Source organism: Qipengyuania mesophila, assembly GCF_019711655.1.
Lineage (GTDB): Bacteria > Pseudomonadota > Alphaproteobacteria > Sphingomonadales > Sphingomonadaceae > Qipengyuania > Qipengyuania mesophila.
In genome coordinates this window covers 1,714,443-1,740,421 of sequence record NZ_JAIGNU010000001.1, presented here as the reverse complement: position 1 = coordinate 1,740,421, position 25,979 = coordinate 1,714,443, and the positions used below count along the sequence as shown (strand labels likewise).

Below are 25,979 nucleotides of genomic sequence, written 5' to 3'. Positions count from 1 at the left end.
AAATCAATGGCTACCATCGCTGCACTGGTCGGGCGCATCATGCTCGGCGCGCTGTTCGTCTTCGCCGGGCTCGGCAAGGTCATGGATCCCGCCAGCACCGCCGCCTACATGGAAGCCGAATCGCCCTTCCCGGGCAGCCTCGCGCTGGCGGTGGGCGCGTTCGAAATCGTCGCCGGGCTGGTGCTCGCCAGCGGCTTCATGACCCGCATCGCCAGCCTCGTGCTGGCCGGCTTCACGGTTCTGGCGACGCTGTTCTTCCACGAAAAGGTCACCGACCCCATGCAGGCGGCGATGGCGTTGAAGAACATCGCCATCACCGGCGGTCTGCTGATGGTCTTCGCCTATGGCCAGCTGCGCGGGCGGATCGGCGAGATCGACGAGCGCGCCAAGCGGCTCGACGCCGAGGTCAAGGCCGCCCACGCCGAGGGCAAGGCCGAGGGGCTGGCCGCCGCGCCGACCACGACCACCGTGGTCGACCGCGACGGCGACGGCCACCCCGGCTGAGGCGTCAGAAATTGACCCGGGCGCTGACCCTGATGTCGCGCCCGGCAAGCGGGGCGTAGTCCTTGAGGAAGGACGTCGCGCGGCGCGCGTCGACATCGAAGATGTTGTTCGCCGAGAGCGCGAAGCTGAGCGGCCGGTCCTCGCCCCACGGGCGCCAGGTAACCTCGGCATTGACCAGCGTATAGCCGTCGGTCGGCGTTTCGAGCGGCGCGGTGCGCGTCTGGCCATCGACCCATTCGACCTCCGCCCGGGCGTCGATCTTCATGCCTTCGAGCCCGACCCCGCCCAGCAGGCGCAGCGGCGGAATGCGCGGCGCGGGGCCATAGTCGAGGATCGTTGCATGGGTGTAGTCGGCGAGCGCATCGGCAACAATGTCCGCCCCGCCGATCCGCGCCAGCGTCAGCGTTCCCTGCAGCTCGAAGCCGTAGTAGCGCGCGTCGCCCTGCGTCCCCTGATAGACCGGCAGGCCATCCTCGATCGCCCCGGTGCGGCGTTCGTAGATATAGTCCGAGAACCAGGTGTGATAGGCGGAGGCTTCGAATGTGTAGCCGTCGCCCCGTCCGCGCAGCACCGCCTCGATGCTGGTCGCTTTCTCGACCGCGAAATCGGGATTGCCGATCTCGAAGGACTGCGTGCCCGCGTGCGGACCGTTGGCGAACAGCTCCTCTGCGCTCGGCGCACGGCCGGTGCGCGCGACGTTGAGGCCGAGGCGCCAGTCGCCGGCGAAGTTCCACGTGCCCCCGACCGAGGCCGAGACGGTGTCGAAGCTGCGGTTGCCGGAGAAGAACTGCGGCTGGTCGGTACCGGGATGCGCGCTCACGCCCTGATGGTCGAAGCGTGCCCCGCCCTCGAGCTTGACCGCGCCGAGATCGAACTGCTGCACGGTGAAGAGGCCGAAGGTGGCGGTCGAATTCTTGGGCAGGAAGGCCTCGTCGCCGATCACGTTGAAATCGCGGAACGAATATTGCGCGCCGGTCGCGCCGCTCCACGCGCCGCGCCGCGCCTGGGTCAGTTCGAGCCGCGCCTCCTGGCCCTTGTTGAGGAAGGTGGTGCCCACGGCGCCATCCTCCTCGAGCTCGGAATGCACGTAGTCGGCATAGGCCCAGCGCAGGCGGATCTTCTCGAGGAAACCGCCCTCGGGATCGATCTCCGCGCGTGCGTCGAGCCGGTCCTGCGCGAGGCTGATGCGCGGGGCTTCCTGCTCCTCGCCCGGCAGCGTCGCGAAGCGCAGCGGTACGCCATAGAGCGAATCGAGATGGCTGTAGGCGACGCCGATGCTGCCGCCCTCGTCGATATAGGCCGCGCCGACACCCGCGCTCCAGGTCTCGGCGGCGGTGTTCGGCAGCGTGCCACGCACCGCGGCGCTTTCGGCGTAGAGCGGATCGCCGGTCGTGGCGGCGGTCGCGAGCGCCTGCGCGCGCAGCGCCGGGGTCAGCGCATAGCCGCCGATGTCGAGGTCGTCGCTCTTCGAATAGCTGCCGTCGGCATGGAGCACGACCTTGCCCGCGACGGGGACATCGAGCGTCCCCGAGGCAGAGCGCTGGTTGGCGGCGGTGGCATAGTCGAAGTCGGCGGCGACATGGACCGGCTCGTCGGGCACGCTGTTGGGCACGCGGCGATCGATCACATTGACCACCCCGCCGACGACCGAGGGCGAATAGAGCAGTGCCTGCGGCCCGCGCAGCACCTCGATCCGCTCGGCGAGCAGCGGATCGACCGCGCTGGCATGGTCGGCCGAGGTGTTCGATACGTCGATCGCGCCGAGCCCGTTGGTGAGGATGCTGACGCGTTCGCCCTGAAGGCCGCGCAGGATCGGGCGCGAGGCGGTCGGGCCGAAGGAACTGGCCGACACGCCGGGCAGGTGCGCCAGCGTTTCGCCGATCGAGGGCCGCACGGCATTGGCGAGTTCTTCCTGCGACAGCACGCCGATCGCCGAGAGCATGTCCTGCCGGTTGGTCTGGAGCACGCCGGTAACGATGATCTCGTTCGACACCGGGGCGTGCGACGCCGCGCTGTCGGCCGTCGCCTCGGCAGCATCGTCCTGCGGCGGCGGGCTCGCCCCACCTTGCTGCGCCATCGCGGGATGCGCGACGGTCAGCGTTGCGAGGGAAATCGATGCGAGAAGCGCGGTGCGCCCGGCCTTATGATACAACATATCGGCGCGGGTTAGCGATCCCGCGCTGCGATGCAACAACGAAATCTGCCAACGGCAGAAAACGGCTGACGAATCGTGCGACGCGCGAGGCGGGGCGAGGGCTCGTCTGGCTCCTCCGCGGCTTTGCGCTCCGCCGCGAAGACGTGACGCAACACCGCGAAAATCCGCACGGACCTTCGTGAAGGGAGTTTCGTCGCTGGGAGGAAATGGAGCGGGCGAGGCGATTCGAACGCCCGACCCCAACCTTGGCAAGGTTGTGCTCTACCCCTGAGCTACGCCCGCTCACTGGCGCTACCGGAACCGTGTGATCCCGGTGGGGAGGCGGCCAACTAGCAGCGAGTCTGGAATGCCGCAAGCCCAAAAAATGCGGAATTTTCGCTTCCCTTGTCGCGGCCCGCCTGCTCCTTCACATTCGCGTGAAAAGGCCCACATGGGGCCCACGGAATTCCAGCGAGAAAGGTTTGGCAGTGGCGAGCATGGGTTTGAGCATCGACGAACAGAAAGCGGTCGACCGGTTCCGCACGGACGTGGTCGAGCCGTCGATGACGAAGCTCGTGATTCTCGATTTCTATGCCGACTGGTGCGGCCCCTGCAAGGCGCTGGCGCCGATGCTCGAAAAGGTCGCCGCCGAGTATGCCGACAAGGGCGTGGTGCTGAAGAAGATTGACGTCGACGCGGAGAAGTTCATCGCCGCGCAGTTCCAGGTCCAGTCGATCCCGACGGTCTATGCGCTGTTCCAGGGCCAACCGGTAGCCGACCTGACCAATGCGCGCAGCGAATCGCAGATGAAGCAGGCGCTCGACCAGATCCTCGGGCAGCTGCCGATCGAGGGCGGCGACGGTGCGGCCGGCGGCCAGCCGCAGCAGGACGTCTCGCAATTCGTCGCGATGGGTGAGCAAATCCTTGCCGAGGGCGATGCGGAACGCGCCGCCGGCATCTTCTCGCAGGTGGTCGACATGGCGCCCGACAATGCCGCCGCCCAGGCCGGGCTGGCTCGCGCGCTGGTCCAGGCCGGCCATGTCGAACGGGCCGAGGCCGCACTGGCAGCCGCCGAAACCAATCCCGCCATTGCCGGCGATCCGCAGATCGCGCAGGCGCGCAGCGCGCTCGAACTGGCGGGCAGCAAGGTCGACGACGGCGAACTGGCCGCGCTGAAGGAGAAAGCGGCGGGCGGCGACATGCAGGCGCGTTTCGATTACGCCGAAGCCGCCTTCGCAGCAGGCGATCGCGATGCGGCGGCGGACGAGTTGCTGGCGATGTTCGAAGCCGATCGCGAATGGAACGACGGCGCCGCCAAGACCCGCCTGCTGCAGATGTTCGAAGCGGTCGGACTGGAAGATCCCTGGGTGGTCGCGACGCGCCGCCGCCTTTCGCGCCTGTTGTTCGGTTAGGGGGCGCCTTGGCCGACCGCCTTCCCATTTTCCCCCTGCCCGGCGCGATCCTGTTCCCCGGGCTCCAGCTGCCGCTCCATATCTTCGAGCCGCGCTATCGCGCGCTGGTCGGCCATGCGCTGGCCAAGGACCGGCGGATCGGCATGATCCAGCCGCAACGCTCGGCCGAGGGCGCCCCGCTCTACGCCATCGGCTGCGTCGGCCAGATCAGCGATGTCGAGGCGCTGGAAGACGGACGCTACAATATCGTGCTCGACGGCGAGGCGCGCTTCCGCGTGCTGCGCGAGCTCGAGACATCGACGCCCTTCCGCCAGGTCGAAGTCGAACTGCTCGACGACCCGGAAGACGAGACGCTGTCGCATGTCGAGCGGGCGGGCTTCGAATTCGAGGCCCGGCGCTTCGCCGACATGCAGGGCTATTCGGTCGATTGGGATTCGGTCGCGCGGCTCGACGACGAGACGCTGATCAACGGCGTTGCCCAGATCGCGCCCTTCGACCCGGCATCGAAACAGGCCCTGCTCGAAGCGCAGGACCTGCGCACACGTTGCGAAGTGATGATCCAGCTGATGCAGTTCTTCGCGCTGCGCGACGACGGCGACGAGATCGTTACGCTGCAATAGCTCCGGCGGCAAAGAAGCTGCCCTTCAGCCCGTCGATCACATATTGCGCAGCGAGCGCCGCCAGCAAGACGCCCAACACCCGGGTGATGGCTGCTTCGACCTTGTCGCCGAACAGCCGCATGATCGGGCCGGCCGCTATCAGCGCCAGCATGGTAAGGATGAGCGCGGCCGCCAGCGCGGCCAGCACCGTCAGGTCCTCCTCCAGCCCGCGCGCCTCGTTCATCAGCAGCATGATTGCGGCGATCGCACCGGGCCCGGCAAGCATGGGGATGGCCATGGGGAAGACCGAGACATCCTCCACCTCGGGCGTCGCCGCGACTTCCTCGGCACGTTTCTCGCGGCGCTGGGTGCGCTTTTCGAACACCATTTCGAAGGCGATCCAGAACAGCATCAGCCCGCCCGCAATGCGAAAACTGTCGAGTTCGATGTGAAGTGCGCCAAGCAGTTCCTCGCCGAAAAGGGCGAAAACCAGCAGGATTGCCGCCGCGATCATCGAGGCGCGGATGGCCATGTTGCGTCGCTGTGCCGGGGTCGCTCCCTTGGTCAGACCCGCATAGATCGGCGCACACCCGGGCGGGTCGATGACCACGAAAAGCGTGATGAAGGCCGAAATGAAAAGCTGGGTCAACGCGCTACTCCGTGGCCGGCGCGGCAACGTCGCCCGCCATGGCGTCGACCATCTTGCCGTCCTTGTGGAGCATCAGCTTCCAATGGCGCGAGAGGTCGGGCGAGACGACGAAAGTCAGGAACAGGCTGCTGTCGGTGCTGACCTGATCGAAATAGGTTCCCCCGGTGACCGGGCGCGAGCGTTCGGCCTGCGCGCGCAGCTCCGCCGCCATGCCGCCTTCGGGGCAGTCGGCGACATCGGTGCCGACGAATTCAGGCGCCTCGAGCGGCACTTCCAGCACATCGCCCTGGTCGAGCGTCCAGCGATATTCGCCGTCGCGCTGGCGCTGCCAGACGGTGGTGAAATAGCCGTTCGAGCCGTCGGCGCGCTGCCAGGCGCCGCGCGTGACCGCGAGCGATCCGTCGCAGCTCGACCACACGCGGTGCGGCTGCCATTTGACCGCCTGCGCGGGATTGGCGCGGTCCTTGAGCCAGTCGCGCGCGGCGACCGGCTGTGGCACGAACATCACGCTGCCGTCGGCGGCATAGTCGCGGAAGGCGGTCCATTGACCGTCATCCTGCGCCGCACGGGCGAAGGCCAGCTCGGTCGCGACCACGCGCGAGGGGTTGGCGTTCGGGGTCAACAGTCGCGCATAGCGATCGCGCGGGCCGGGCTGGGAGGCACAGGCGGCAAGACCGAGCGCGAGCAGGGCCACCGCCAGCCTCACAGCGCGCCCTCGGGCAGGTCGAGCCCTTCATTGCGATAGGCAGCGACGATGGTGTTGCGCAGCAGCACCGCGATAGTGGTCGCGCCGACACCGCCGGGGACGGGCGTGATTGCGCGGACATGGCCGAGCGCCTCGTCATAGGCGACATCGCCCACGATCCGGCCCTTCTCCTCACCCGGCTCGGGATCGAGGCGATTGATCCCGCCGTCGAGCACGATCGCACCGGGCTTGAGCCAGTCGCCCTTGATCAGGAAGGGCACGCCGACTGCGGCGACGACGATATCGGCGCGGCGCAGCACTTCGGGCAGGTCGCGCGTGCGGCTATGCGCCATGGTGACGGTGCAGTTCTCGGCCAGCAGCAATTGTGCCATCGGCTTGCCGAACAGGATCGACCGCCCGACGACCACCGCGTCGAGACCGCTCAGGTCGCCGATCAGGTCCTTGAGGATCATCGTGCAGCCGAGCGGCGTGCAAGACACCAGCGCGTCCATGCCGAGAACGAGGCGGCCGGCATTGGCGGGGGTGATGCCGTCAACATCCTTGTCAGGGTCGATCTCGGCGATGACCGCCTTTTCGTCGAGATGCCTGGGCAGCGGCAGCTGGACGAGGATGCCGTCGACATTGCGGTCGGCATTGAGCTGGCGCACCAGCGCCACCAGCTCTTCCTGCGGCGTATCCGCGGGCAAGCGGTACTCGAAGCTCTCCATCCCCGCGGCCACCGTCGCCTTGCCCTTGCTGCGGACATAGACCTGGCTTGCCGGGTCCTCGCCCACCAGCACGACCGCGAGCCCGGCCTTGCGCCCCGCCTTCTCGGCAAAGGTCGCGGCATGCGTGCCGACGCGCTCGCGCAGCTTGGCGGCGAAGGCCTTTCCGTCGATGATCTCGGCCGCCATCAGCCGTAGATCACATTGCCGAGGACGATCAGCACGATGTTGAGCAGGATGATCAGCACCAGCGGCGAGAAGTCGATCGCCCCCGTATTGGGCAGGACGTTGCGGATCGGGCGCAGCACCGGCTCGAGGAAGCGGTTGATCGCCATGTAGAAGCTGGCCAGGAAATCGTTCGAGCGGTTCACCACGTTGAAGGCGAACAGCAGCCCGATGATGAACTGGATGATGATCAGCATCACCAGCACGTTGGTGAGCATGGAGATGATCTGGTAAACGGTGCTGAGCGCCTGCATCTGGTCGAGCGTTCCCTTGAAGCTTTTCCTGCCGCGCGTCCTACAAGCGCAACACTCCGCGCGCCACCCCCATCCGTCGGGTTACACCCCGCGGCTGACGAGCGTACCCGCGCCGCGCGCGGTGAAGAATTCGAGCAGCATGGCGTGCGGCACACGCCCGTCGAGCACGACCGCCGCCTCGCAGCCCGATTCGACCGCCTCGACGCAGGTTTCGAGCTTGGGGATCATCCCGCCCGAAATCGTCCCGTCGTCGCGCAGGCGCCAGATGTCTGCGGGGGTCAGGTCGGTGAGCAACTGGCCCTGCTTGTCGAGCACACCGGCGACATCGGTCAGCAGCAGCAGTCGCGCCGCGCCCAGCGCCGCCGCAAGCGCGCCCGCCATGGTGTCGGCATTGATGTTGTAGGTATGCCCGTCCTCGCCCACGCCGATCGGCGCGACCACCGGGATCATCCCGGCGCCGGTCACCGTCTCGATGATGGTGGTGTCGACCCGGGCGGGTTCGCCGACGAAGCCGAGGTCGAGCGCCTTCTCGATCAGGCTGTCGGGATCCTTCTGCGTGCGCTGGAGCTTGGTCGCGGTGACCAGCCCGCCGTCCTTGCCCGAAATGCCGATCGCCCGGCCGCCGGCGCGCGCGATCGAGCCGACGATCGCCTTGTTGATCGCGCCCGAAAGGACCATTTCGGCGACGTCGGCGGTCTGCTTGTCGGTCACGCGCAGGCCGTCGACGAAGCTCGTTTCGACGCCGAGCTTCTCGAGCATGGCGCCGATCTGCGGGCCGCCGCCATGGACCACGACCGGATTGATGCCGACCGCCTTGAGCAACACCACATCCTCGGCGAATTCGCGCGCGGCGCGCTCGTCGCCCATGGCGTTGCCGCCGTATTTGACCACGAAGCTCTTGCCTGCATAGCGCTGGAAATAGGGCAGCGCCTCGATCAGCGTCTCGGCCTTGGCGTGGATGTCGGGTGTGGTGCTCATCGCCGGCGAAATAGCCGCGCCGGGCGCGCGAGGCAAAGGGTTAAGGGGCCCAGTTCGCTGAACGCCGGCTAAACCTTCGATAAACGGCGGATGAACGGCGGCAATTCGCCAATCGGATTGCACATTCCGGCGCATTTGCGGGAGCCGGGCGCGCCTCCCGCCGTATGTCGGGTCTCGGTAACTGACAAAGGAGTCGCATACATGACCAGGTTTACCGCCATTGCCGCAGCCCTTCTTGCCACCGCCGGTGCCACGGGCGCCAGTGCGCAGCTCGCGGCCCCCGTCTCGGGCACGGTCAACGCCGCCGCCCAGGCCAAGATCGATCCGCAGCCGACGCTTAACCAGGCGCAGAACGCCGCGACCCGCGTCGGCACCACCGCGACGAACGCGGCCGAGCGCGCCAAGACCCGCGTCGAGACCGCCACCGCCAAGGCGCAGGACAAGGTCGAGATGGCCGCCGAGAAGGCGCAGGACCGCGCCGAGGAAGCGACCGACATCGGGGCCGGCGCCAAGACCCGTGCGAAGGGTTCGGCCAGCGCTCCGGGCGTCGACGCTTCGGTCGATGCCGGGGTCAAGGCCGAGGCCGACACCAATCCTGAAGGCTGATCCCGCCTTCGCGACAGGCCGCGGCGGGTGATCCCCTCCTAGCCCCGCCCGGCGGCCGCACCGGGGGCGGCGGGTCGATCCCGCCGCCCCTTTTTCGTGTCTCACGCCCGTGCATCGATCTCGCTTGCGAGGCTGGCGAAGTCGGCGTGGCCGGTGACCGGCGCGACCCGCTCGGCCCAGAGCGCATCGATCTGCGCGGCGATCGCAGGCGGAACCTCGCGCGCATCGCTGCCCTCGGCCTTGACCTTGCTCGATTCGAGATCGTGCAGCCCGAGCAGCTCGGCCATGGCCACCTTGATCATCGCGTCGTCGAACTTGTCCTTGTGGGCATACATGAAGTCGCGCGCGGTCAGCGCCTCGACCTGGCCGACCATCGCCTCGTCCACCGCGATCCCGATGAAGTCCGCCATGCGGCGGATCATCGCCGGCTTGTTCGTCACCGCCCAGCGATAGGTGACGAGCAGCGTATCGGCCTCGTCGCGCCGCGCCCACCAGCTCAGCAGATGGGTGAAATAGTCGCAGCCCCCCGGCCCGCCCATCAGCCACAGCGGGAGAAAGTCCTCCATCGACACCGAACCCGACTCGAAGAGGTAGCCCGCGAAGAAGCGGTGCAGCGAATGGTACGTCTCGTGCGGATCGCGCAGCGTGACGATGTAGCGCATGCCAGGCTCGAGCCGTTCGTATTCGCGATGCGACTTGAACCCGCGCGGCGCCGCGCGCTGGGCAGCGGTCATGTCGAAATCGTTCTGCCGCGCGGTGTCTTCCCACGGCGTCATGCGGCTGATGTCGTCGAACTCCATGTCGGGTTCGCCGGTCGCGGCGAGCATGCGCAACTGGTGGAACATCTGCTGCGTCATGGTGGTGCCGCTCTTGGCCCATGACGTGATGAAGACATCGCCCGGCTGCGCGGCGTAGGGGCGGTAGTTGGGCCGCTCGACCTCCTGCATCGCGCCGAGGTTCATCCCCACTTCTTCGACGCTGCGCGCAAGACGCCCCAGTCCGACGGTCATGCCCAGTCCCTCCCCCTGCGGCGCGACCGCGCGAAGCTATGCCACGCGCATCGTGGAGAGTCGATTGGCCGCTGCGCGTCAGCCCGCCTGTTCGGGCGGATAGGCCGGCGCGGGCCCGTGATCGAGGCTCAGGCTTTCGAGCAGGCGGAAGCGGCCCTCTTCGGGCATCCATTGCCAGGTGTGGATGTAGCGTCCGCCGCCGGTCTGGACCCAGTGACGCTCCTCGCTGCCCGGCGCGACGCGCTGGTATTCGAGGAAAGTGTGGTGCCCCTCCTCCAGCACGCCCCAGTCGCCGAGCTTCTGGACATGGCGCGAGCCGGGGACGAAGAGCCTGCGGTTCTTGTACCCCTCGGGCTCGCCTCCGGGAGCGCGGCGCGCGCAGTTGCGGCGCGAATCCTCGACGATGTCGGCGGCGCTGTCGTGTGCAAGGCCGACGAGATCGTGGACCATCCGGAAGTCGGGGTGGAGCAGCGCGGCCACCGCATCGGGATCGCAGCCCTCGAAGAAGCCCCAGAACAGCGCGGCATCGTTCGCTTCGACGGTCTGCACGAGCGCATCGCCAGTCGGCATGGGTGCGGCGGCGGGCGCGGTGGCCTGAGCGAGCGCGAGAGCAAGAATGGCGGACATGGTACCTCTCTAGTGATTTAGATCACTAATACACATGGTCCGGCTTGGTTCAAGCCCGCGCCCTCTGTGCGGGCCCCTCCACGTCCGCGGCATCGCCCCTTCAGGCGGGGACGCGGTAGGCGTGGTAGACCTCTTGCTGGCCGTCGATCGTGAGCGGCCCGCTGGCGATGAAATCGCCATTCGCCGGCGGCGGCGCATCCTCGGGCAGGACGACAATGCCGCTGTCGGGCACGATCAGCTTGCGGTTGTAGATGCCGTAATTGTCGACCCCGTCGGTACCGATATCGGCGAGGATCAGCGACAATTCGCGCGCGCGCAGTTCGGGGCCGAGATCCTCGGCGCTCTGCCCGGTCAGCTTGATGATGATATGCGCCATTACGATCCTCCCCCGAACACCGCGGCCTCGAACGCGTCGAGTTCGCTTTCCTTGCACAGGCCGTTGAGATGGTCCGACGCGGCGTAGATCTGGTCGAGCTTGGTCGCGAGAGCGGCATCGGTGGCGACCGCCGACTTGCCCGCCAGCGCGGCGCCGCGGTTGGCGCGCGCCAGCACCTCGTCGGGCACCGCGGATTCATCCGCGGGTACACCGGCGATCATGCGCATGTAGAGGCTGCGGCGACGCACGTCCTGCTGCTGCGTCGGCAGGCACAGCTCGACCGCCTGGCTGTAGTCGTATTCCGCCTCCGCCACCTGCTCGGCCGCGCCCTCGGCGGCCTTGCCGATCGCGCGGTCGAGGCTGCCCGCGGACTGGTAGCGCCACAGGTCGGAAAAGCCCTGTTCGAGCGGATAGTCGCCGATCGGCTTGGCCATGCCCTCCATGATCGCGCCGCGTAGTGTGAGCCGTTCGGCATCCATGTAGGATATCAGCACGGGCAGCGTCTTTTCGAAATAGAGCTCGCGGTCGAGGCTGGCGCGCGTGCCACCCACGCCGGTGGCGAGCGCCGAGAGTTCGCTCGCCGCGCCGTCCCAGATCGCCCCCGCGCTGGTCAGGCCGAGCGTCAGCATGTCGAGCCCGACATTAGCCCCCTTGCGTCCGCGCGAGAGGTCGCGGCGGAAGGCGTCGTAGCGCGTGTCGATCGCCAGCAGCCAGATGCTGATCACGCGGTTGCGATAGGCCTTCTTGTCGGTTTCGCGCTCGATCCGCTCGAGCGTGGTGGCGAGGCCATAGCTGCCGACGGCGGTCTGCACAGCGACGTCGGAGGCCATCACCGGCTCCTGGATCCCGTCGAACGAGGCGCAGCCACCCAGAGCGAAGCAGCCCAGAGCCAGCGCGGCGATGCGGTGTGTCATGATGCTCTCCCTCCAAGAGTGCCCACCTGCATAGGCCGGGGTGCGCGCGGGGCATAGGAAAAGCTCGCCATCGCCCCGTGGGGCACGCGCGCCCTCCGCTGGCTAGCCCGGCCCGTCGGCGGGTTCGAGCGCCCAGGGGTTGGCGGAATGCGCCTTCGCGGCGGCCTGCGCTTTCGCCTCGGCCTGCTGCTGCGCGGTCTCCTCGGGCGCGGGGATACTGCAATAGGCGGTCAGCAGGATCACGCCCGCGAACCACAGCGCGCGCCAGCGGCTGGCGAAGACGGTGGTGAGGCGCGGGCCGAACATGCGCGCCTGCATAGCGCGCCGGGGTTAAGGAAGCCCTTGCCCGCTCCCCTTGCCGGCATCGCGCCCCGCCCGGGCACCCCATTGCCCGCAGGCCGGACCGGGTCCATGCTCCGCCCTGCTGGAGTCGGGAGACGGGGAGGGAAGTATGCAGCAGCTCGAGGGCAAGGTCGCGTTCGTCACGGGGGCCGGGTCGGGGATCGGCCTCGGCATCGCGCAGGCGCTCGCCGCCGCGGGGGTCAAGGTCATGCTCTGCGATATCGAGCAGGCCGCACTCGACCGCGCGGTGGAGGGCCTCGCCGCGACCAATGCCGATGTCGCCGGGGTGCGCGCCGACGTCAGCCTGAAGGACGAGCTGCGCAGGGCCGCCGAGGAGACGATCGCGCGCTTCGGCAAGGTCCATATCCTCGTCAACAACGCCGGGGTCGGCGGCGGCGGCGAATATGGCGAGTGGACCGACGCCAGCTGGGACTGGACCATCGGGGTGAACCTGATGAGCGTCGTCTGGGGCTTCGAGATCTTCGGCCCGCTGATCGAGCGCCATGGCGAGGGCGGCCAGGTGGTCTCCACCGCCAGCATCGCCGGGCTGATCGCCGCGGTCGGCCCGTCCTACAACGTCACCAAATACGGCGTCGTCGCGCTGAGCGAGGGGCTGCGCGTCCAGCTCGCCCCGCGCGGCATCGGCGTCTCGGTGCTGTGCCCCGGCTTCATCCGCACGCAGATCATGGACTCGCGTCGCAACCTCCCCGCGCGCTTCGGCGCGATCGAGGAGATGAACGAGGGCGCCGACGCGTCCGAGCTGGTCCAGGCCGCGCGCGCGGCGATCGAGCACGGCATCGACCCGCGCTATGTCGGCGAGCTGGTGCGCGAGGGGATCGAGGGCGACTGGCCCTATATCTTCACCGACACCGAGTTCGAGCCGATGATCGCCGAGCGCTTCGCCGCGATCACCGCCGGCTTCGACCGCATCCGCGACCGCGTGCCGCAGCGCTGAGCGCGCTGTAGGACGTGTGTTGGAACCGCCTCCGGCCACTCCATGCACATGGACCGCATGTTACACGGTCCAGGCGCAAAGAACGCCGGGAGCCGCAGGAGGCCCGCGAGCATGGGCGGGCAGGCGGGATGCAGGCGCGGGCATGGGGCGAGTAGAGCAGAGATCGGGCGTGTAGGAAAATGCACCCCGCCGGAGGACAGGTTGACGGCGATCAAACCGGACGCCCCGACGACATGGCATGGCGCGAGGCCATGACCATCCTGCGCGCCGCGCTCGCCTATTGGGCCGCGATCTTTGCGCTCGGCTTCGCGCTCGGGGCGATGCGCGTGCTGTGGGGCGCAGAGGCGCTCGGCGAGACGGGTTTCATCCTCGTCGAGGTTCCGGTGCTGCTCGCCGCAAGCTGGTTCGCCGCGCGCTGGCTGGTCCGCCGCCATGCGGTGCGGAGCACGGGCGCCGCCGCGCTGATGGGGGCGCTCGCCTTCGCGCTGCTGATGGGCGCCGAACTGGCACTGGCGACCGGTCCGGGCGGGCAGACGCCGGGCGCTTGGTTCGCAGCGCTGTGGCGCGCGCCGCATCTCTACGGGACGCTGGGGCAGGTCGCTTTCGGGCTGCTGCCGGTGGTGGCCTTGCGCCATTTCCCATGACGCGAAGGCCAGCGGCACGCGGGGCGCGAGCGCGGGCCCGCTTGCCTTTGTTCCCCGGCAGGCCTATCGGCGCTTTCCCGCTCGCGGATGGTCCGCCGACGGCGCTGCACGAACAAGGGAGGCAGCCGATGTTTGCACTGCTGATCCCACCCCCCGCGCTCGACCGCGCGACAGCGCGCGCCACCGCCTGAGCCGTCCCCGATAGAGCGGGGGAGCGGCCCGGACCCGTTCCTCCCGCGAGGGGACTATCCATGTATCTGCGTTTTACCGTGCCCAAGGAGCACGGTGGCACGGTCACGCGCGCGCATGTCGCGCCGGGACCGTTCCGGATCGCGAGCGATCTCTACTGGGATGGCGATCGCGAGAACGAGCCCGTCCTGATCGCGCTGCGGCGCGAGCTCGACTGGTTCAACAAGGAACTGCCCGTGCCCAAGCGCTTCGGCGTGAAGGCGCGGGGAGTGTGGTGGGACGACGGCATCTGCTGGTTCCGCGACGATGCGCGCGAGATGCTTGCCCATATGCAGGCGCTCGTGAGCCTGGTCGAGGAGTGCGGCGTGCCCGTGGAGCGCAACTGGACCCGCGACCCGGGCCAGCTGCTCTACAAGGACCGCTGGCAGGTCGTCGCCAAGCCGGAGCGGTATCCGCTCCACTAACCCGAAGTCGCGGGCCGACCTCGCGTCGACGCGCAGGTTCGGTCCGCGACCAGCGGACCGCAAGGCCGACCGGCCGCCCGAGCTTATGCGAGGAAGCCAAGGGGCGCGGATGCGCCCCGCCCGGCGTCTGAGGGCGCAAACAAGAAACGGAGGAGCCACAAGGCTCGTATCCACAGGAGGCTACGATGACCCACGACTACGAAAACCACCCCAGCTTTCGAGCGGACCAGCAAACGGCGTAGGGGCTATCCGAGCGAGACGCGCGTCAAGCGCGGCAAGCGGACGATCAGGGGCGGTACGGTCGAACTGCTCGAGAAACTCGGGCGCGAGGATCCGTGCCCCTGCGGTTCGGGGAAGAGGTTTCAAGCGCTGCTGCCTAAAGAGCGGCCGCTATGACGGGGCCGAACGGCGGGATTACTGGCGCTAGCCCCCCGCAGGCGGCGGAGGCTGCGCTATCGCTCCGGCCGGTTCGACGCCCTAGCCGAGGAGGTACCAACCGGCTGCAACCAGCACGATATTGGTGATGGCCGCGCCCCACAGCTTCTCGCTGAAGCTGCGCTTGCGGGTCTTGTGCCGGAACAGTGCCCTACCCGCGAGCGCGCCCGGCAGTCCGCCCAGGACCACGAAGCCCGTCAGCGTATCCTCGCGAATGCGCCACCCGCCGCTCCGCGCCCGCGCCTTGTCCCAGCCGAAGGCGAGGAAGGCGAGCAGGTTGATGACAACGAGCCACGCCGCCGCGAGCTGGGCGAACGGGATCGGGAGCAAGGCGCCGACTTCCTGCATGGTGGCGCAGCTTAGTGCCGAAGACATGAAGGAAGCGTTGGCGGTGCAGCGCCCCCGCCCTCACCCAAGCTGTTCGATGCGGTCGAGGTAGCCGTTGTCTTCCGATTCCTCGTCCCTGCCGTAGCGCGCGGCCGCGTCCTTGATCTGGTCGGTCGAGAGCCGGCCGACGCCCCACGACACCATCACCGCCGCGATCACGATGATCAGTCCGGCCGCCAGCGCGCCGCCGATGGCGGTGGTGACCGGTTCGGGCGTCACGATCAGCGCGATGGCGAACAGCGCCGCCGCGACGATCATGCCGATCATGAAATTGGTGAAGCCCTCGTCGCCGAGAATGTCGCGCACCTCGGCGTCGAATTTCTGCTCGAGGCGGCGCTTCTCGCGTTCGTGGAAGACGCGCATCCTTTCCAGCCGGGTGCTCATGGCCGCTCTCCCGTATCGTCATCGGGACCGGCATAGCGCTCCGTTTCCGCACTCTCCCAGCGTTCGACATGCGCGCGCATGCCGGCCTTGAAACGCGCCAGCGTCGCCCTGAGGCGCATCGCCCCGAAAATGGCGACCACGAAGCCCGCGATGGCGGCCAGGGCGAAATAGGCCGGGGGAAGCGCGCCGGTGGTCGAAAGAAACAGCGCGAATGCGCCAAAGGCCAGCGCGGCAAAGCCCATGGTCGTGGTGCCCATGCGCCACTCTTCGGCCGCCACTTCGCTGGACATGGCCAAGATGACGTCGCCGTCGCGAAGTCGCCGTTCGTGTAATTCGAGAAGCAGATCTGCCTGCGTCACTGTCGCTCTCCCCATCCGGATCGCGACCCTGCCGGTTTTATAGCACAGTTTGGCTTAGGCGGCTAAGCGGCGGCTTGGTTCTGACTATATCTTCACCGAAACCGAATTCGAGCCGATGATCACCGAGCGCTTCGCTGCGATCAAAGCTGACTTCGACTGTGTTCGGAGTTGTCCTTTGACGCCCTGCTAGACCCGATTGACTTTGAAACTGCCACATTGTGGACAGGAGATCGGACTCCCTCGCTTGTTCTCATCGCGAAGCTTCTGGCGCTCAGCCGCGGTTAGCACCTGCGTCATGAAACCATGGCCACATTCCTCACAACGAAATCCAGCGGGTTCAGGCATATCCAATTCCTACTCGACTAAGCAAATCGTCCCAAAGCTTTTGAGCGGCCTCCCGAGCAGTTAGCTTCTTGTCGTTCCTTCGATACTCGAACATCCCACTCGTCAGAAATAATTGATATTCGTCAGAGCCGACACCAAAACCACCATGCGAGGTGTTTTTCTGATCTACTTCTCCATAGAGTATATCAATCCCCCCCCACGTGCCGCCAAGTCTTACGTGAAGGGTCTCAAAACCACGCGATATGCCGCGATTGATAACAGTGCAGGAAAAATGACTTTCAGAGGTTCGACTTAATCGTGCCTCCACATCCGGCACCGAGCGCAGCTCACTCACAGATGATTCGAAGAATGAATATATGTCATTGAAGGATTTTTCAGCAAAGTCTCGCTTGTGAAGCGGGTCGAACTCCCTTTTCACACGGTAACGCGAAGTTGAATTGTCTTCAGATGAGGTGATTGGTGGGAGCTCTGACTTAAATTCGACTTTCGGTACTCGAGCCTCACAGAGGCGACGAATTTCCGAGACAACATCGAGAAACGCCACATTCGGATTGGTAAACTCCGAGACGGGTTTACCATCTTTTGGTGCCGCCTTGAACTTGCTCAGTGGGGTCTGAAGCCACTCGCAGGGTTCAAGAATTATAGGCACTAAAGTCAGCTCCCCAGCCTGCTCACGTTCAAGAGCAAGTTCTAGCTCCTTATCGTAGCAATAGTTGGAAGCGATATAATCTGGACTAACGCACGCGAGAAAAATATCCGAAGATAAAAGCTCATTCCTGATATCTTGATCAAGATTAGCACCGACATGAATTTCTCGATCAAACCAACCGGAAAGCGTCCCGTCTCTTTCCATTTGGGCAAGATGTTTATGAAGGCGCTCAATATGCGCTTCATCGGCATGAGAATACGAAATGAATGCTTTTGCGGACATTTTACAAACGCCCCGCCTGTCTCCAACGGCGTACCAGATCCAATATTCGCTGACCTTGCAGTGTTGGTATGGCACCAATGCTTTTGCAGTCAGGACACGGGCCTTGAGACCAACTCATGCTCGACCCGCGCTTTTCAAACTCGGAGAAAGTGCCCGAGCCACCGCAGCGATCACATTCGCGAAAGAGAGCACCAAGTTGATGTTCTGGGAGCGTGTCCATTTCGAGTCTCCTGAAACCCAAATCTAGCCCGGAGAACAATTGGTGTCCATAGGAGGGGTGAATTGGGAACCCTACTCCGCCGCTTGCGCTCCGCTTTCATCCCCGAACAGGCCCGGGCCGTCGTCCTCGTCGGCGCTTTCCTCGTTCGCGGCCTTGGCCTTGTTGCGCTTGTCGAAGCTCGACCACACGGTGTTCCAGTCGCCCTTGGTCGCGCCCTTCGAATATTCGGTCGCGCGCGTTTCGAAGAAGTTGGCGTGCTCGACGCCGTTCAGGAGCGGGGCGAGCCAGGGCAGCGGGTGGTCGTCGACCATGTAGATCGGCTGGAGGCCGAGTTGGCCCAGCCGCCAGTCGGCGATGTAGCGGATGTACTTCTTGATTTCCTTCGCGGTCATGCCGCTGACCGGGCCCATTTCGAAGGCGAGGTCGATGAAATTGTCTTCCAGCCGCACCGACTTCTGGCAGATGTCGATGATGTCTTCCTTGACCGCCTTGGTGTAGCAATCGCGCTCGCGCACGAATTCGTGGAACAGGCGGATGATGCCTTCGCAGTGGAGGCTTTCGTCGCGCACCGACCAGCTGACGATCTGGCCCATGCCCTTCATCTTGTTGAAGCGCGGGAAGTTCATCAGCATGGCGAAGCTGGCGAAGAGCTGCATGCCCTCGGTAAAGCCGCCGAAGGCCGCGAGCGTGCGCGCGATATCCTCGTCGGTGTCGACCCCGAAGACCTGCAAATAATCGTGCTTGTCCTTCATTTCCTCATATTCGAGGAAGGCCGAATATTCGCTCTCGGGCATGCCGATCGTGTCGAGCAGGTGCGAATAGGCGGCGATGTGCACCGTCTCCATGTTGGAGAAGGCGGTGAGCATCATCTTGATCTCGGTCGGCTTGAACACGCGGCCGTATTTGTCGTGGTAGCAATCCTGCACCTCGACGTCGGCCTGGGTGAAGAAGCGGAAGATCTGGGTGAGCAGGTTGCGCTCGTGCTCGGTGATCTTCTGCGCCCAGTCGCGGCAGTCCTCGCCCAGCGGCACTTCCTCGGGCATCCAGTGGATCTGCTGCTGGCGCTTCCAGAAGTCGTAGGCCCAGGGGTACTCGAAGGGCTTGTAGGTCTTGCGGGCTTCGAGCAACGACATCTTGTGGTCTCCGGATTCTGGCGTGGTCTGGGCGCGAGCGACTCATATAGTGAATCAGAGCCCGGAATCGAAGGCAAGCGGGAATGATTCGGCGGGGATAAGATGGGGATCGCCCGCGCGCCCCGCCGCCGCGGCTTTGCGACGAACCGCGGAACGCGGCGGCGATCGACAGCGTTATGGCAATGAATGGATTTTTCGCGCGCGTGTCGGCCCGACACCGGGGACTCGCGCGGCCAGTTCGGGGAACAGCGGCATCGTCCGGTTTCCCCTCATTGCGGGCGATGTCCGCGAACCCCGGCGCCCCGCTCCTCCACCGAGGGCGGGGCGTCACTTTCTTGGTCCCCCTACCGCTTCGCTGCTTGAGGGCTGGAGGGCCCTGTCTACGCGCTCACACCGCTCCCACCATGGACGGTGCCTCAGCCTCGACGAGGCGTGGACCGATTGCCGGTGCGACCCGTTGATCAGGTGTAAGCAACGCAAAACAAAGGGGAATCTCTATGTTCGAGAAGATTCGCATCAAGGAACACATGGAAGTCGCAGACTGCAAGGGCCAGCATGTCGGCACCGTCGACGAAGTCGATGGCGACGCGATCAAGCTGACCAAGTCGGACAGCGCGGACGACATCCACCATTTCCTCAAGATCGACGACGTCGAGACAATCGACGACAATCGCATCTACCTGAAGGAAAGCGCCCGCATCCCCGACGGTCTGGGCACCAAGGCCACCGAAGCGGCCTGACCCCGACGCGCCGGACAGGTTCCGGCCATGAAAAAGCCCCGCCCTCCACACCGGAGAGCGGGGCTTTTCGCATGTCCGCCGGCGCTTACTGGCAGGCGAGGCATTCCTCGTAATCGGTCTGCTCAGCGCCCGCGGCGAGTTCGTATTTCGCCGCGTCGGCGGTGTTGTCCGCCTCGACCCCGCCGGCGAAGCCCGCGCGCTGAACGCTCTTCGAGCGGAGGTAATAGAGCGACTTGATGCCCTTCTCCCACGCCTGGAAGTGCAGCATCATCAGGTCCCACTTGTCGACATCGGCCGGGATGAAGAGGTTGAGGCTCTGCGCCTGGTCGATGAAGGGCGCGCGATCGGCGGCGAATTCGAGCAGCCAGCGCTGGTCGATCTCGAAGCTGGTCTTGTAGGTCGCCTTTTCCTCGGGCGTGAGGAAGTCGAGATGCTGGACGCTGCCGCCCTTCTCGAGGATCGAGTTCCACACATTGGTCGAGTTCTTGCTCTTCTTGTCGAGCAGCTTCTCGAGATAGGGGTTCTTGACCACGAAGCTGCCCGAGAGCGTCTTGTGGGTGTAGATATTGGCCGGGATCGGCTCGATGCAGGCGCTGGTGCCGCCGCAGATGATCGAGATCGACGCGGTCGGCGCGATCGCCATCTTGCAGCTGAAGCGCTCCATTGCGCCGGTTTCGGCGGCGTCGGGGCAGGGCCCGCGTTCCTGCGCCAGCACCAGCGAAGCCTCTTCGGCCTTGGCGCTGATGTGCTTGAACATCTTGAGGTTCCAGACCTTGGCCATCGGGCTTTCGAAGCCGATGCCCTTCATCTGGAGGAAGGAGTGGAAGCCCATCACGCCCATGCCGACGCTGCGCTCGCGCATCGCCGAATACTTGGCGCGGGCCATCTCGTCGGGCGCGCGATCGATATAGTCCTGCAGGACGTTGTCGAGGAAGCGCATGACGTCCTCGACGAAGGTCTTGTCGCTGTTCCACTCGTCCCACTTCTCGAGATTGAGCGAGGACAGGCAGCACACCGCGGTGCGATCGTTGCCGAGGTGGTCGATGCCGGTCGGCAGGGTGATCTCGGCGCACAGGTTCGAGGTCGAGACCTTGAGGCCGAGCTCGCGGTGATGCTTGGGCATCATCCGGTTCACCGTGTCGGAGAAGACGATATAGGGCTCGCCCGTGGCGAGGCGGGTTTCGACCAGCTTCTGGAACAGGCTGCGCGCATCGACCGTCTTGCGCACGCTGCCGTCCTTGGGGCTGACGAGGTCGAATTCCTCGCCGTTGCGGACCGCTTCCATGAAGGCGTCGGTCACCAGGACGCCGTGGTGCAGGTTCAGCGCCTTGCGGTTGAAGTCGCCCGAGGGTTTGCGGATCTCGAGGAATTCCTCGATCTCGGGATGGGTGACATCGATGTAGCAGGCGGCCGAACCGCGGCGTAGGCTGCCCTGGCTGATCGCGAGCGTCAGCGAGTCCATCACGCGGACGAAGGGAATGATGCCGCTGGTCTTGCCGTTGAGGCCGACGGGCTCGCCGATGCCGCGGACATTGCCCCAATAGGTGCCAATGCCGCCGCCCTTCGAGGCGAGCCAGACATTCTCGTTCCAGGTTCCGACGATCCCGTCGAGGCTGTCCGAAACCGAGTTGAGGTAGCACGAGATCGGCAGGCCGCGCGTGGTGCCGCCGTTCGACAGGACGGGCGTCGCGGGCATGAACCACAGCTTCGAGATATAGTCGTAGAGCCGCTGGGCATGCTCCTGATCGTCGGCGAAATAGTCGGCGACGCGGGCGAACAGGTCCTGGAACTTCTCGCCCGGGAGCAGGTAGCGGTCGATCAGCGTTTCCTTGCCGAATTCGGTCAGCAGGGCATCGCGCGATTCGTCGATCTTCACGTCGAAGCGGCGATCGAGCACCTTCTTGCTGTCTTCCTTGGCGGCTGCGGCAGCCGCATTCGCGACCGCACCTGCGAGCGCTTCGCCCGCGGCCTTCGCGACCAGTCCTTCGCTGCCTGTGTCCGTCTTGTCCATGGCGACCGCCTTTGTCTGCGTGGTGGGCTCGGGGGCACTGTCGTGGGTATCGATATCCAGTGTCATCGCCGTGTCGTCCCCGCTCTTGAAATCCATCGTGTGCCCCGCCTTTTCCAGTTTTGTGCGCGGGTTTCCCGCGCGCCGGTGTTCCGCTTGTGTTCGAGTCGGCGGGACAGCGATCCCACCTAGCAATTTTGTGCGCTTCCGGGGCGAAAACTTATCCCCTCTTCTCCACAGTCCCGCCGCGATCGCGGCCCGATCCCGATATGGGGAGCGAGCCGCCGATAGCTAGGTCTTGTGGGTACCCCCGGTAGCCCGACTACTAGATACTGAATCAGGCACGATTCGAGCGCAAGAGGGTCAATTCCGATTTAACGCCCCGAACCGGCTCATTGGCGCAGTGCCTTATCTTGCTGCAACGCCGCGACGCGTGGACCAAGCTGGACTCGCGGCGAACGCAAGGGGCAAAATGAATCTGGGAAAAAAATTTTGCGGGCAAAAACGATCTAACCGGCTTGAGATTCAATCGAATCCGAATGCGCAATTTTGGAATCGTGCGGCGCGTGCGCAGTGCCCTCGCAGAGCCTCCGACGATGCCGCCGCCGCCCGCAGCGCGGCCAGCGACACCGCCGAAGGGGAATGGACTCGGCGGTACTAGCCCGCGTCGCGCGGCGTTCCTCCGAAAGCCAGGACCGAGCGCTCGCGCGGGTCGGCCAGCCGGGCCTGTTCGAGCCGCGTCAGCTGCCCATGGAGCGCGGCGTGCGCCTGGCCGCTGTTGGCGAGGATCACATTGGCCTGGTAGACCTGCCCGACCCCGCCGAACGCGGGCAGCGGAGCGGAGCGACCGAGCGCGGCGACCGCGCGCAGGGCGAGACGATCGACATCGTGCCGTCCGGACGCGCGATAGAGAGTCACCTCCGCCGGCCGGCCATCGGCACCGCGGTGGAACCGCACCATGACCAGGCCTTCGCCGGTGGTGCTGGAGCGGGGCCATTCGGCGCGCAGGAGGTTGCGGTCGAGATCGCGCGAGACGAGATCGAGCGCGGCCGCATCCGCCGAGACGACAATCTCCTGCGAAGTGGCGGGAACCGCGGTCAGCGACAGCGCAGCGGCCAGGGCAAAGAGGGGGAGCTTCATCGGATCATCCTTTCCGTTGCAAAGATGATCGGCCGCAGTTTCGCGCCTCCCGCCACGCCGAAAAAGGCGAGCGGCAGTCCCGTGATGCACGATCAGTGGTCGATCGCGAGAGCGGGCGGCTGCGGCGGCCCGCCATCGATTGCCATCCTATAGGACGAAAGAATCGTGTCAAACAAAGGGGCAAAATCGCTCTTTCGAACGGCGTTGTGAAAGACTGCAAGGGTCGATCCACCTCTTCATTGCTTCGGTCCGGGCAATGCGGAAAGAGGCCTGACAGGAGTGTACGTCAGTCAGAAACAAACTCGATAGAGTTGCGCCCAGCTGCACAACTTCCGTTCGTCCACCGGTCGAACTACGAGTGTCATTCGTCGAACAGAAGCGCCCAAGAGCGGGTGACGCACAACTAGGCGGCGCTTTCCTTGGCATGCTCGGCGATGGTCGCGGCCAGTTCGTCGACCAGCTCGAGCGGCAGGTCGTGCCCCCATCCGGGAATGGTCTTGAGCTTGGCGCCGGGAATGCTGGCGGCGGTGTCGCGCCCGCCCTCGCAGGGGACCAGCGGATCGTCCTCGCCGTGCAGCACCAGCGTCGGCACCGATATCCCTTTCAGCATCGGGCGACGATCGCCATCGGCGACGATCGCCGAGAGGTGCCGCGTCGGGCCCTCGGGATAGAAGCTGCGCCGCACGCTCGCCGCGGTCCGCTCGCGCAGGCGCTCTTCCTCCGCCGGATAGCCGGGCGAGCCGATCGTGCGGGCGAGCATCACGCCATGATCGACCAGCACCTTCTCCTCGGTGCTCTTGGGCCGCGTCACCAGCGCCTTCATCGCCTCGGGCTTGGCGGGAGGCAGCTTGGGATTACCGGTGGTCGAGAAGATCGAGGTCAGCGAGAGGCATTTGTCGGCATGGCGCGCGGCGAAATGCTGCGCGATCATCCCGCCCATGCTCGCGCCGACGATATGCGCCTTGGCGATTCCCAGCGCGTCGAGCAGGCCCGCCCCGTCATCCGCCATGTCGGCCAGCGTATAGGGCACCTTGGGTGTGAGGCCGATCTTCGACAGGAGCGTCAGCTTGACCAGCCCCGGCGCCTTGACCCCGTCGAACTTGTGGCTGAGGCCGATGTCGCGATTGTCGTAGCGGATGACGCGGAAGCCGTGCGCGGCGAGCGCCTCGACCAGCTCGTCGGGCCACAGCGTCAGCTGCGCGCCGAAGCCCATGATCAGCAGCATCGGCGGCGCGTTCGGGTCGCCGTGCTCCTCATAGTGAATTTCGATCCCGTTAGCCTGCGCCTTGGGCATGCCCTTCCTCCCGATTGCGAAGGCCGACCACATCGCAATCGCCGCCGCTTGTCCAGCCCAAAGCCTTCGCGAGCGAACAGGCCGGGGCATGGCGCCGCTCTACAATCAAAACGAATCGCCTCTGCTAGAATGGAGCAGGTCGCCGGGGAGCGTGCCCTTGAACTGGGCATGTTCCCCGGCGGGCGCCCTGCGTGCAACCGATCCCTTTCGGGTGCTGTCTTCGCCGGGACCAGTGGAGGGTGGGAATGGACCGACGCAGCGAACCGCGCAGCGGGACTATGGACGACGTGCGGATCACGATCGACGGCGCGGGAATGCGCTGTGCCATGCGCAACCTCTCGCCCTCGGGCTGCATGGTCGAATGCCGCAACATCGTCGCGCGCATCGGCTCGCCGGTTCAGCTCACCCTACTGCCCGGCTATGTCGCACAGGGCGAAGTGTCCTGGCAGCTGGGCGAGAGCATCGGCATCTTCTTTCCCGAGCCGATCAGCGCCGGTATCGTGCGGCACTACGCGCTCGAAGACTGGATGCTGCGCGGCGACTGGTCGATGGCGAACTGGCGGGCAGCGAGCAACTAGCGCGGGAGTTCCGCGTCAGGGCACCAGCACGGTATCCTTCGCCACGGGGTCGGTCTCGGGAAAGTCCATGGTGAAATGGAGCCCGCGGCTCTCGTGCCGCTTGAGCGCGCTCTGGACGATCAGGTCGGCGCATTCGAGCAGGTTGCGCAGTTCGATGAGGTCGGTGGTCACGCGGAAGTGGCCGTAATAGTCCTCGACCTCGCCGCGCAGATTGCGGATGCGGTGCGCCGCGCGTTCGAGCCGCTTGGTGGTGCGCACGATGCCGACATAGTTCCACATGAAGCGGCGGATTTCGGTCCAGTTCTGCTTGATGACGACTTCCTCGTCCGAATCGGTCACGCGGCTCTCGTCCCACGGCAGGATCGCGGGCGGGTCGTCGAGCTTGTCCCAGCAGGCGAGGATATCCTTCGCCGCGGCTTCGCCGAAGACGAAGCATTCGAGCAGCGAGTTGGACGCAAGGCGGTTGGCGCCGTGCAACCCGCTCTCGGTGCATTCGCCAGCCGCCCACAGGCCGGGCAGGTCGGTCTTGGCGTCGAGCCCGATCTTGACCCCGCCGCAGGTGTAATGCTGCGCGGGCACCACGGGGATCGGCCCCTTGGTCATGTCGATGCCGAGCCCCATCAGCTTCTCGTGGATGGTGGGGAAATGCTCCATCACGAATTCGGGCGGCTGGTGGCTGATGTCGAGATGGACGTAGTCGAGCCCGTAGCGCTTGATCTGGTCGTCGTTCGCGCGCGCGACGATGTCGCGCGGCGCCAGTTCCATGCGCTCGGGGTCGTATTTCTCCATGTAGCGCTCGCCGGTCACCGGGTTGACCAGCCGGCCGCCCTCGCCGCGCACCGCCTCGGTGATGAGGAAGTTCTTGACCTCGAGATTGTAGAGGCAGGTCGGATGGAACTGCATCATCTCCATGTTGGAGACGCGCGCGCCCGCGCGCCACGCCATGGCGATGCCGTCGCCGGTCGCCCCGCGCGGCGCGGTGCTGAAGAGGTAGACGCGTCCCGCGCCGCCCGCTGCGAGCACGGTCGCGCGCGCGACATGCGCCACCACTTCGCCGCTTTCCTCGTCGAGCGCATAGGCGCCCCAGACGCGGCCCGAGCCCGAATAATCGACTTGGTTGCGCCCGGTGATGAGGTCGATGCAGCTCTGCCCCGGCAGCAGGGTGATGTTGGGATTTTCCTCCGCCGCCTTGAGCAGCGCCGCCTGTACCGCCCAGCCGGTGGCGTCGTTCACATGGACGATCCGCCGGTGCGAATGGCCGCCCTCGCGGGTCAGGTGCAGATCGCCCTCCTCGCGGTTGAAGGGCACGCCCAGTTCGCACAGCCGGTCGATCGAGGCCGGCGCGCGCTCGATCACGAATTCGACCGTCTCGAGATCGTTGAGCCCGGCGCCTGCGACCATCGTGTCGCGAATATGGTTCTCGAAGGTGTCGCCCGCGTCGAGCACCGCGGCGATGCCCCCCTGCGCCCAGGCGGTCGAGCCACTGTCGAGCCGGCCCTTGGCCAGCACCAGCACCTTCTTGGTCTGGGCCAGCGCCAGCGCGGCGGTGAGTCCGGCGGCGCCCGAACCGATGACGAGGACGTCGTGAGGGGTGTCTGTCATGCGCGCGTCATGGCGCTGTAAACGTCAGGCGGCAAGAACAGAACGGTCCGGCGCAAGGGGGGTTTTTGCGGCGCAGCGACCCGCTAGGGCCGGGACGACAGGGGATCAGCTACGGGACTAGAGGGTCGCAC

Annotated in this window: 31 protein-coding genes and 1 tRNA gene; 10 read left to right on the top strand and 22 right to left on the bottom strand. The window is 66.0% G+C overall.

Features of this window, described 5'->3' with window-relative positions:
* Nucleotides 1-6 precede the first annotated feature (6 nt).
* Entirely contained in the window at nt 7-504 is a 498-nt protein-coding gene (locus K3181_RS08745; RefSeq protein WP_221602605.1) for a DoxX family protein, read from the top strand.
* A 4-nt stretch (nt 505-508) separates the two neighbouring features.
* On the opposite strand, the gene K3181_RS08740 is transcribed toward K3181_RS08745, so the two are convergent.
* Together K3181_RS08740 and K3181_RS08735 are read right to left on the bottom strand one after the other, a co-directional pair.
* Nucleotides 509-2,659 (bottom strand): TonB-dependent receptor, encoded by a 2,151-nt coding sequence (locus K3181_RS08740; protein ID WP_221602604.1) that lies wholly within the window; start codon nt 2,657-2,659, stop codon nt 509-511.
* Between the two features lie 207 nt (nt 2,660-2,866).
* Nucleotides 2,867-2,941: transfer RNA gene (locus tag K3181_RS08735), tRNA-Gly, on the bottom strand.
* A gap of 194 nt (nt 2,942-3,135) precedes the next feature.
* On the opposite strand from K3181_RS08735, the gene K3181_RS08730 reads away from it, so the two are divergent.
* Both K3181_RS08730 and K3181_RS08725 read left to right on the top strand, forming a co-directional pair.
* Entirely contained in the window at nt 3,136-4,050 is a 915-nt protein-coding gene (locus K3181_RS08730) for a tetratricopeptide repeat protein (protein WP_221602603.1), read from the top strand.
* Between the two features lie 8 nt (nt 4,051-4,058).
* Complete coding sequence (locus K3181_RS08725; protein ID WP_247714909.1) at nt 4,059-4,670, top strand: LON peptidase substrate-binding domain-containing protein; 612 nt, start codon at nt 4,059-4,061, stop codon at nt 4,668-4,670.
* Here K3181_RS08725 and K3181_RS08720 read toward each other — a convergent pair.
* The 5 genes from K3181_RS08720 to argB all read right to left on the bottom strand — a co-directional run bounded on the left by K3181_RS08720 (nt 4,657) and on the right by argB (nt 8,165).
* A complete protein-coding gene (locus K3181_RS08720; RefSeq protein WP_221602601.1) occupies nt 4,657-5,298 on the bottom strand; it encodes a MarC family protein in 642 nt (213 codons plus the stop codon). The genes K3181_RS08725 and K3181_RS08720 overlap by 14 nt on opposite strands.
* A gap of 4 nt (nt 5,299-5,302) precedes the next feature.
* The gene (locus K3181_RS08715; protein ID WP_221602600.1) at nt 5,303-6,004 is read right to left on the bottom strand and encodes a Cif family virulence factor; all 702 of its coding nucleotides are present in this window, start codon (nt 6,002-6,004) and stop codon (nt 5,303-5,305) included.
* Nucleotides 6,001-6,897, bottom strand: coding sequence for a bifunctional methylenetetrahydrofolate dehydrogenase/methenyltetrahydrofolate cyclohydrolase FolD (gene folD, locus K3181_RS08710; RefSeq protein ID WP_221602599.1), 897 nt, complete (start codon nt 6,895-6,897; stop codon nt 6,001-6,003). The genes K3181_RS08715 and folD overlap by 4 nt, the downstream gene beginning before the upstream one ends.
* Nucleotides 6,897-7,187 carry a YggT family protein gene (locus K3181_RS08705; RefSeq protein WP_221602598.1) on the bottom strand — a complete coding sequence of 97 codons (291 nt, stop codon included), beginning with the start codon at nt 7,185-7,187 and terminating at the stop codon, nt 6,897-6,899. Before K3181_RS08705 ends, folD begins: the two co-directional genes overlap by 1 nt.
* Before the next feature lie 81 nt (nt 7,188-7,268).
* Nucleotides 7,269-8,165, bottom strand: coding sequence for an acetylglutamate kinase (argB, locus tag K3181_RS08700; protein WP_221602597.1), 897 nt, complete (start codon nt 8,163-8,165; stop codon nt 7,269-7,271).
* A 201-nt stretch (nt 8,166-8,366) separates the two neighbouring features.
* Here argB and K3181_RS08695 point away from each other — a divergent pair, with 201 nt between their 5' ends.
* A complete protein-coding gene (locus tag K3181_RS08695) occupies nt 8,367-8,771 on the top strand; it encodes a hypothetical protein (protein WP_221602596.1) in 405 nt (134 codons plus the stop codon).
* A gap of 101 nt (nt 8,772-8,872) precedes the next feature.
* Here K3181_RS08695 and K3181_RS08690 read toward each other — a convergent pair whose 3' ends face one another.
* The 5 genes from K3181_RS08690 to K3181_RS08670 all read right to left on the bottom strand — a co-directional run bounded on the left by K3181_RS08690 (nt 8,873) and on the right by K3181_RS08670 (nt 12,004).
* Entirely contained in the window at nt 8,873-9,781 is a 909-nt protein-coding gene (locus K3181_RS08690) for a sulfotransferase domain-containing protein (protein WP_221602595.1), read from the bottom strand.
* A 78-nt stretch (nt 9,782-9,859) separates the two neighbouring features.
* A complete protein-coding gene (locus K3181_RS08685; protein ID WP_221602594.1) occupies nt 9,860-10,408 on the bottom strand; it encodes a DUF4440 domain-containing protein in 549 nt (182 codons plus the stop codon).
* Nucleotides 10,409-10,508: 100 nt separating this feature from the next.
* Complete coding sequence (locus K3181_RS08680; protein WP_221602593.1) at nt 10,509-10,784, bottom strand: hypothetical protein; 276 nt, start codon at nt 10,782-10,784, stop codon at nt 10,509-10,511.
* On the bottom strand, nt 10,784-11,698 hold the full coding sequence (locus tag K3181_RS08675) for a hypothetical protein (RefSeq protein WP_221602592.1): 915 nt from the start codon (nt 11,696-11,698) through the stop codon (nt 10,784-10,786). Before K3181_RS08675 ends, K3181_RS08680 begins: the two co-directional genes overlap by 1 nt.
* A 102-nt stretch (nt 11,699-11,800) precedes the next feature.
* Complete coding sequence (locus K3181_RS08670; RefSeq protein WP_221602591.1) at nt 11,801-12,004, bottom strand: hypothetical protein; 204 nt, start codon at nt 12,002-12,004, stop codon at nt 11,801-11,803.
* A gap of 145 nt (nt 12,005-12,149) precedes the next feature.
* Here K3181_RS08670 and K3181_RS08665 point away from each other — a divergent pair, with 145 nt between their 5' ends.
* The 4 genes from K3181_RS08665 (at nt 12,150) to K3181_RS15850 (ending at nt 14,688) form a co-directional block, all read left to right on the top strand.
* Complete coding sequence (locus K3181_RS08665; RefSeq protein WP_221602590.1) at nt 12,150-12,995, top strand: SDR family NAD(P)-dependent oxidoreductase; 846 nt, start codon at nt 12,150-12,152, stop codon at nt 12,993-12,995.
* A 233-nt stretch (nt 12,996-13,228) separates the two neighbouring features.
* The gene (locus tag K3181_RS08660; protein ID WP_221602589.1) at nt 13,229-13,639 is read left to right on the top strand and encodes a hypothetical protein; all 411 of its coding nucleotides are present in this window, start codon (nt 13,229-13,231) and stop codon (nt 13,637-13,639) included.
* A 251-nt stretch (nt 13,640-13,890) separates the two neighbouring features.
* Complete coding sequence (locus tag K3181_RS08655; protein ID WP_221602588.1) at nt 13,891-14,292, top strand: hypothetical protein; 402 nt, start codon at nt 13,891-13,893, stop codon at nt 14,290-14,292.
* A gap of 285 nt (nt 14,293-14,577) precedes the next feature.
* On the top strand, nt 14,578-14,688 hold the full coding sequence (locus K3181_RS15850) for an SEC-C metal-binding domain-containing protein (protein WP_221602891.1): 111 nt from the start codon (nt 14,578-14,580) through the stop codon (nt 14,686-14,688).
* An 81-nt stretch (nt 14,689-14,769) separates the two neighbouring features.
* On the opposite strand, the gene K3181_RS08645 is transcribed toward K3181_RS15850, so the two are convergent.
* The 6 genes from K3181_RS08645 to K3181_RS08620 form a co-directional block, all read right to left on the bottom strand.
* Entirely contained in the window at nt 14,770-15,102 is a 333-nt protein-coding gene (locus K3181_RS08645; RefSeq protein ID WP_247714908.1) for a DUF1294 domain-containing protein, read from the bottom strand.
* Between the two features lie 33 nt (nt 15,103-15,135).
* Nucleotides 15,136-15,498, bottom strand: coding sequence for a hypothetical protein (locus K3181_RS08640; protein ID WP_221602587.1), 363 nt, complete (start codon nt 15,496-15,498; stop codon nt 15,136-15,138).
* Entirely contained in the window at nt 15,495-15,857 is a 363-nt protein-coding gene (locus tag K3181_RS08635) for a hypothetical protein (RefSeq protein ID WP_221602586.1), read from the bottom strand. The genes K3181_RS08640 and K3181_RS08635 overlap by 4 nt, the downstream gene beginning before the upstream one ends.
* A 337-nt stretch (nt 15,858-16,194) precedes the next feature.
* Complete coding sequence (locus K3181_RS08630) at nt 16,195-17,133, bottom strand: toll/interleukin-1 receptor domain-containing protein (RefSeq protein WP_221602585.1); 939 nt, start codon at nt 17,131-17,133, stop codon at nt 16,195-16,197.
* A 1-nt stretch (nt 17,134) separates the two neighbouring features.
* On the bottom strand, nt 17,135-17,353 hold the full coding sequence (locus K3181_RS15845) for a hypothetical protein (protein ID WP_221602584.1): 219 nt from the start codon (nt 17,351-17,353) through the stop codon (nt 17,135-17,137).
* Nucleotides 17,354-17,424: 71 nt separating this feature from the next.
* A complete protein-coding gene (locus tag K3181_RS08620; protein ID WP_221602583.1) occupies nt 17,425-18,486 on the bottom strand; it encodes a ribonucleotide-diphosphate reductase subunit beta in 1,062 nt (353 codons plus the stop codon).
* A gap of 497 nt (nt 18,487-18,983) precedes the next feature.
* On the opposite strand from K3181_RS08620, the gene K3181_RS08615 reads away from it, so the two are divergent.
* The gene (locus tag K3181_RS08615) at nt 18,984-19,226 is read left to right on the top strand and encodes a DUF2171 domain-containing protein (RefSeq protein WP_221602582.1); all 243 of its coding nucleotides are present in this window, start codon (nt 18,984-18,986) and stop codon (nt 19,224-19,226) included.
* Nucleotides 19,227-19,311: 85 nt separating this feature from the next.
* Here K3181_RS08615 and K3181_RS08610 read toward each other — a convergent pair whose 3' ends face one another.
* From K3181_RS08610 to K3181_RS08600, 3 genes are all read right to left on the bottom strand, one after another.
* Nucleotides 19,312-21,333 carry a ribonucleoside-diphosphate reductase subunit alpha gene (locus tag K3181_RS08610; RefSeq protein ID WP_221602581.1) on the bottom strand — a complete coding sequence of 674 codons (2,022 nt, stop codon included), beginning with the start codon at nt 21,331-21,333 and terminating at the stop codon, nt 19,312-19,314.
* A 558-nt stretch (nt 21,334-21,891) separates the two neighbouring features.
* Complete coding sequence (locus K3181_RS08605) at nt 21,892-22,374, bottom strand: energy transducer TonB family protein (RefSeq protein WP_221602580.1); 483 nt, start codon at nt 22,372-22,374, stop codon at nt 21,892-21,894.
* Nucleotides 22,375-22,777: 403 nt separating this feature from the next.
* Nucleotides 22,778-23,668 (bottom strand): alpha/beta fold hydrolase, encoded by an 891-nt coding sequence (locus K3181_RS08600; RefSeq protein WP_221602579.1) that lies wholly within the window; start codon nt 23,666-23,668, stop codon nt 22,778-22,780.
* A 245-nt stretch (nt 23,669-23,913) separates the two neighbouring features.
* On the opposite strand from K3181_RS08600, the gene K3181_RS08595 reads away from it, so the two are divergent.
* Nucleotides 23,914-24,246 (top strand): PilZ domain-containing protein, encoded by a 333-nt coding sequence (locus tag K3181_RS08595; RefSeq protein ID WP_221602578.1) that lies wholly within the window; start codon nt 23,914-23,916, stop codon nt 24,244-24,246.
* 15 nt (nt 24,247-24,261) lie between these two features.
* On the opposite strand, the gene nadB is transcribed toward K3181_RS08595, so the two are convergent.
* A complete protein-coding gene (gene nadB / locus K3181_RS08590; protein WP_221602577.1) occupies nt 24,262-25,848 on the bottom strand; it encodes an L-aspartate oxidase in 1,587 nt (528 codons plus the stop codon).
* Between the last annotated feature and the right edge of the window lie 131 nt (nt 25,849-25,979).

Bases quoted from the DNA above. Each gene is read 5' to 3' on its own strand.
- K3181_RS08730 (WP_221602603.1), top strand. From the start codon at position 3,136: ATGGGTTTGAGCATCGACGAACAGAAAGCGGTCGACCGGTTCCGCACG.
- K3181_RS08670 (WP_221602591.1), bottom strand. From the start codon at position 12,004: ATGTTCGGCCCGCGCCTCACCACCGTCTTCGCCAGCCGCTGGCGCGCG.
- K3181_RS08605 (WP_221602580.1), bottom strand. From the start codon at position 22,374: ATGAAGCTCCCCCTCTTTGCCCTGGCCGCTGCGCTGTCGCTGACCGCG.
- K3181_RS08690 (WP_221602595.1), bottom strand. From the start codon at position 9,781: ATGACCGTCGGACTGGGGCGTCTTGCGCGCAGCGTCGAAGAAGTGGGG.
- K3181_RS08610 (WP_221602581.1), bottom strand. From the start codon at position 21,333: ATGGATTTCAAGAGCGGGGACGACACGGCGATGACACTGGATATCGAT.
- nadB (WP_221602577.1), bottom strand. From the start codon at position 25,848: ATGACAGACACCCCTCACGACGTCCTCGTCATCGGTTCGGGCGCCGCC.
- K3181_RS08745 (WP_221602605.1), top strand. From the start codon at position 7: ATGGCTACCATCGCTGCACTGGTCGGGCGCATCATGCTCGGCGCGCTG.
- K3181_RS08675 (WP_221602592.1), bottom strand. From the start codon at position 11,698: ATGACACACCGCATCGCCGCGCTGGCTCTGGGCTGCTTCGCTCTGGGT.
- K3181_RS08620 (WP_221602583.1), bottom strand. From the start codon at position 18,486: ATGTCGTTGCTCGAAGCCCGCAAGACCTACAAGCCCTTCGAGTACCCC.
- K3181_RS08695 (WP_221602596.1), top strand. From the start codon at position 8,367: ATGACCAGGTTTACCGCCATTGCCGCAGCCCTTCTTGCCACCGCCGGT.
- K3181_RS08615 (WP_221602582.1), top strand. From the start codon at position 18,984: ATGTTCGAGAAGATTCGCATCAAGGAACACATGGAAGTCGCAGACTGC.
- K3181_RS08640 (WP_221602587.1), bottom strand. From the start codon at position 15,498: ATGAGCACCCGGCTGGAAAGGATGCGCGTCTTCCACGAACGCGAGAAG.
- argB (WP_221602597.1), bottom strand. From the start codon at position 8,165: ATGAGCACCACACCCGACATCCACGCCAAGGCCGAGACGCTGATCGAG.
- K3181_RS15845 (WP_221602584.1), bottom strand. From the start codon at position 17,353: ATGGACACGCTCCCAGAACATCAACTTGGTGCTCTCTTTCGCGAATGT.
- K3181_RS08705 (WP_221602598.1), bottom strand. From the start codon at position 7,187: ATGCAGGCGCTCAGCACCGTTTACCAGATCATCTCCATGCTCACCAAC.
- K3181_RS08740 (WP_221602604.1), bottom strand. From the start codon at position 2,659: ATGTTGTATCATAAGGCCGGGCGCACCGCGCTTCTCGCATCGATTTCC.
- K3181_RS08680 (WP_221602593.1), bottom strand. From the start codon at position 10,784: ATGGCGCATATCATCATCAAGCTGACCGGGCAGAGCGCCGAGGATCTC.
- K3181_RS08655 (WP_221602588.1), top strand. From the start codon at position 13,891: ATGTATCTGCGTTTTACCGTGCCCAAGGAGCACGGTGGCACGGTCACG.
- K3181_RS08630 (WP_221602585.1), bottom strand. From the start codon at position 17,133: ATGTCCGCAAAAGCATTCATTTCGTATTCTCATGCCGATGAAGCGCAT.
- K3181_RS08685 (WP_221602594.1), bottom strand. From the start codon at position 10,408: ATGTCCGCCATTCTTGCTCTCGCGCTCGCTCAGGCCACCGCGCCCGCC.
- K3181_RS08660 (WP_221602589.1), top strand. From the start codon at position 13,229: ATGGCATGGCGCGAGGCCATGACCATCCTGCGCGCCGCGCTCGCCTAT.
- K3181_RS08645 (WP_247714908.1), bottom strand. From the start codon at position 15,102: ATGTCTTCGGCACTAAGCTGCGCCACCATGCAGGAAGTCGGCGCCTTG.
- K3181_RS08595 (WP_221602578.1), top strand. From the start codon at position 23,914: ATGGACCGACGCAGCGAACCGCGCAGCGGGACTATGGACGACGTGCGG.
- K3181_RS08600 (WP_221602579.1), bottom strand. From the start codon at position 23,668: ATGCCCAAGGCGCAGGCTAACGGGATCGAAATTCACTATGAGGAGCAC.
- K3181_RS08665 (WP_221602590.1), top strand. From the start codon at position 12,150: ATGCAGCAGCTCGAGGGCAAGGTCGCGTTCGTCACGGGGGCCGGGTCG.
- folD (WP_221602599.1), bottom strand. From the start codon at position 6,897: ATGGCGGCCGAGATCATCGACGGAAAGGCCTTCGCCGCCAAGCTGCGC.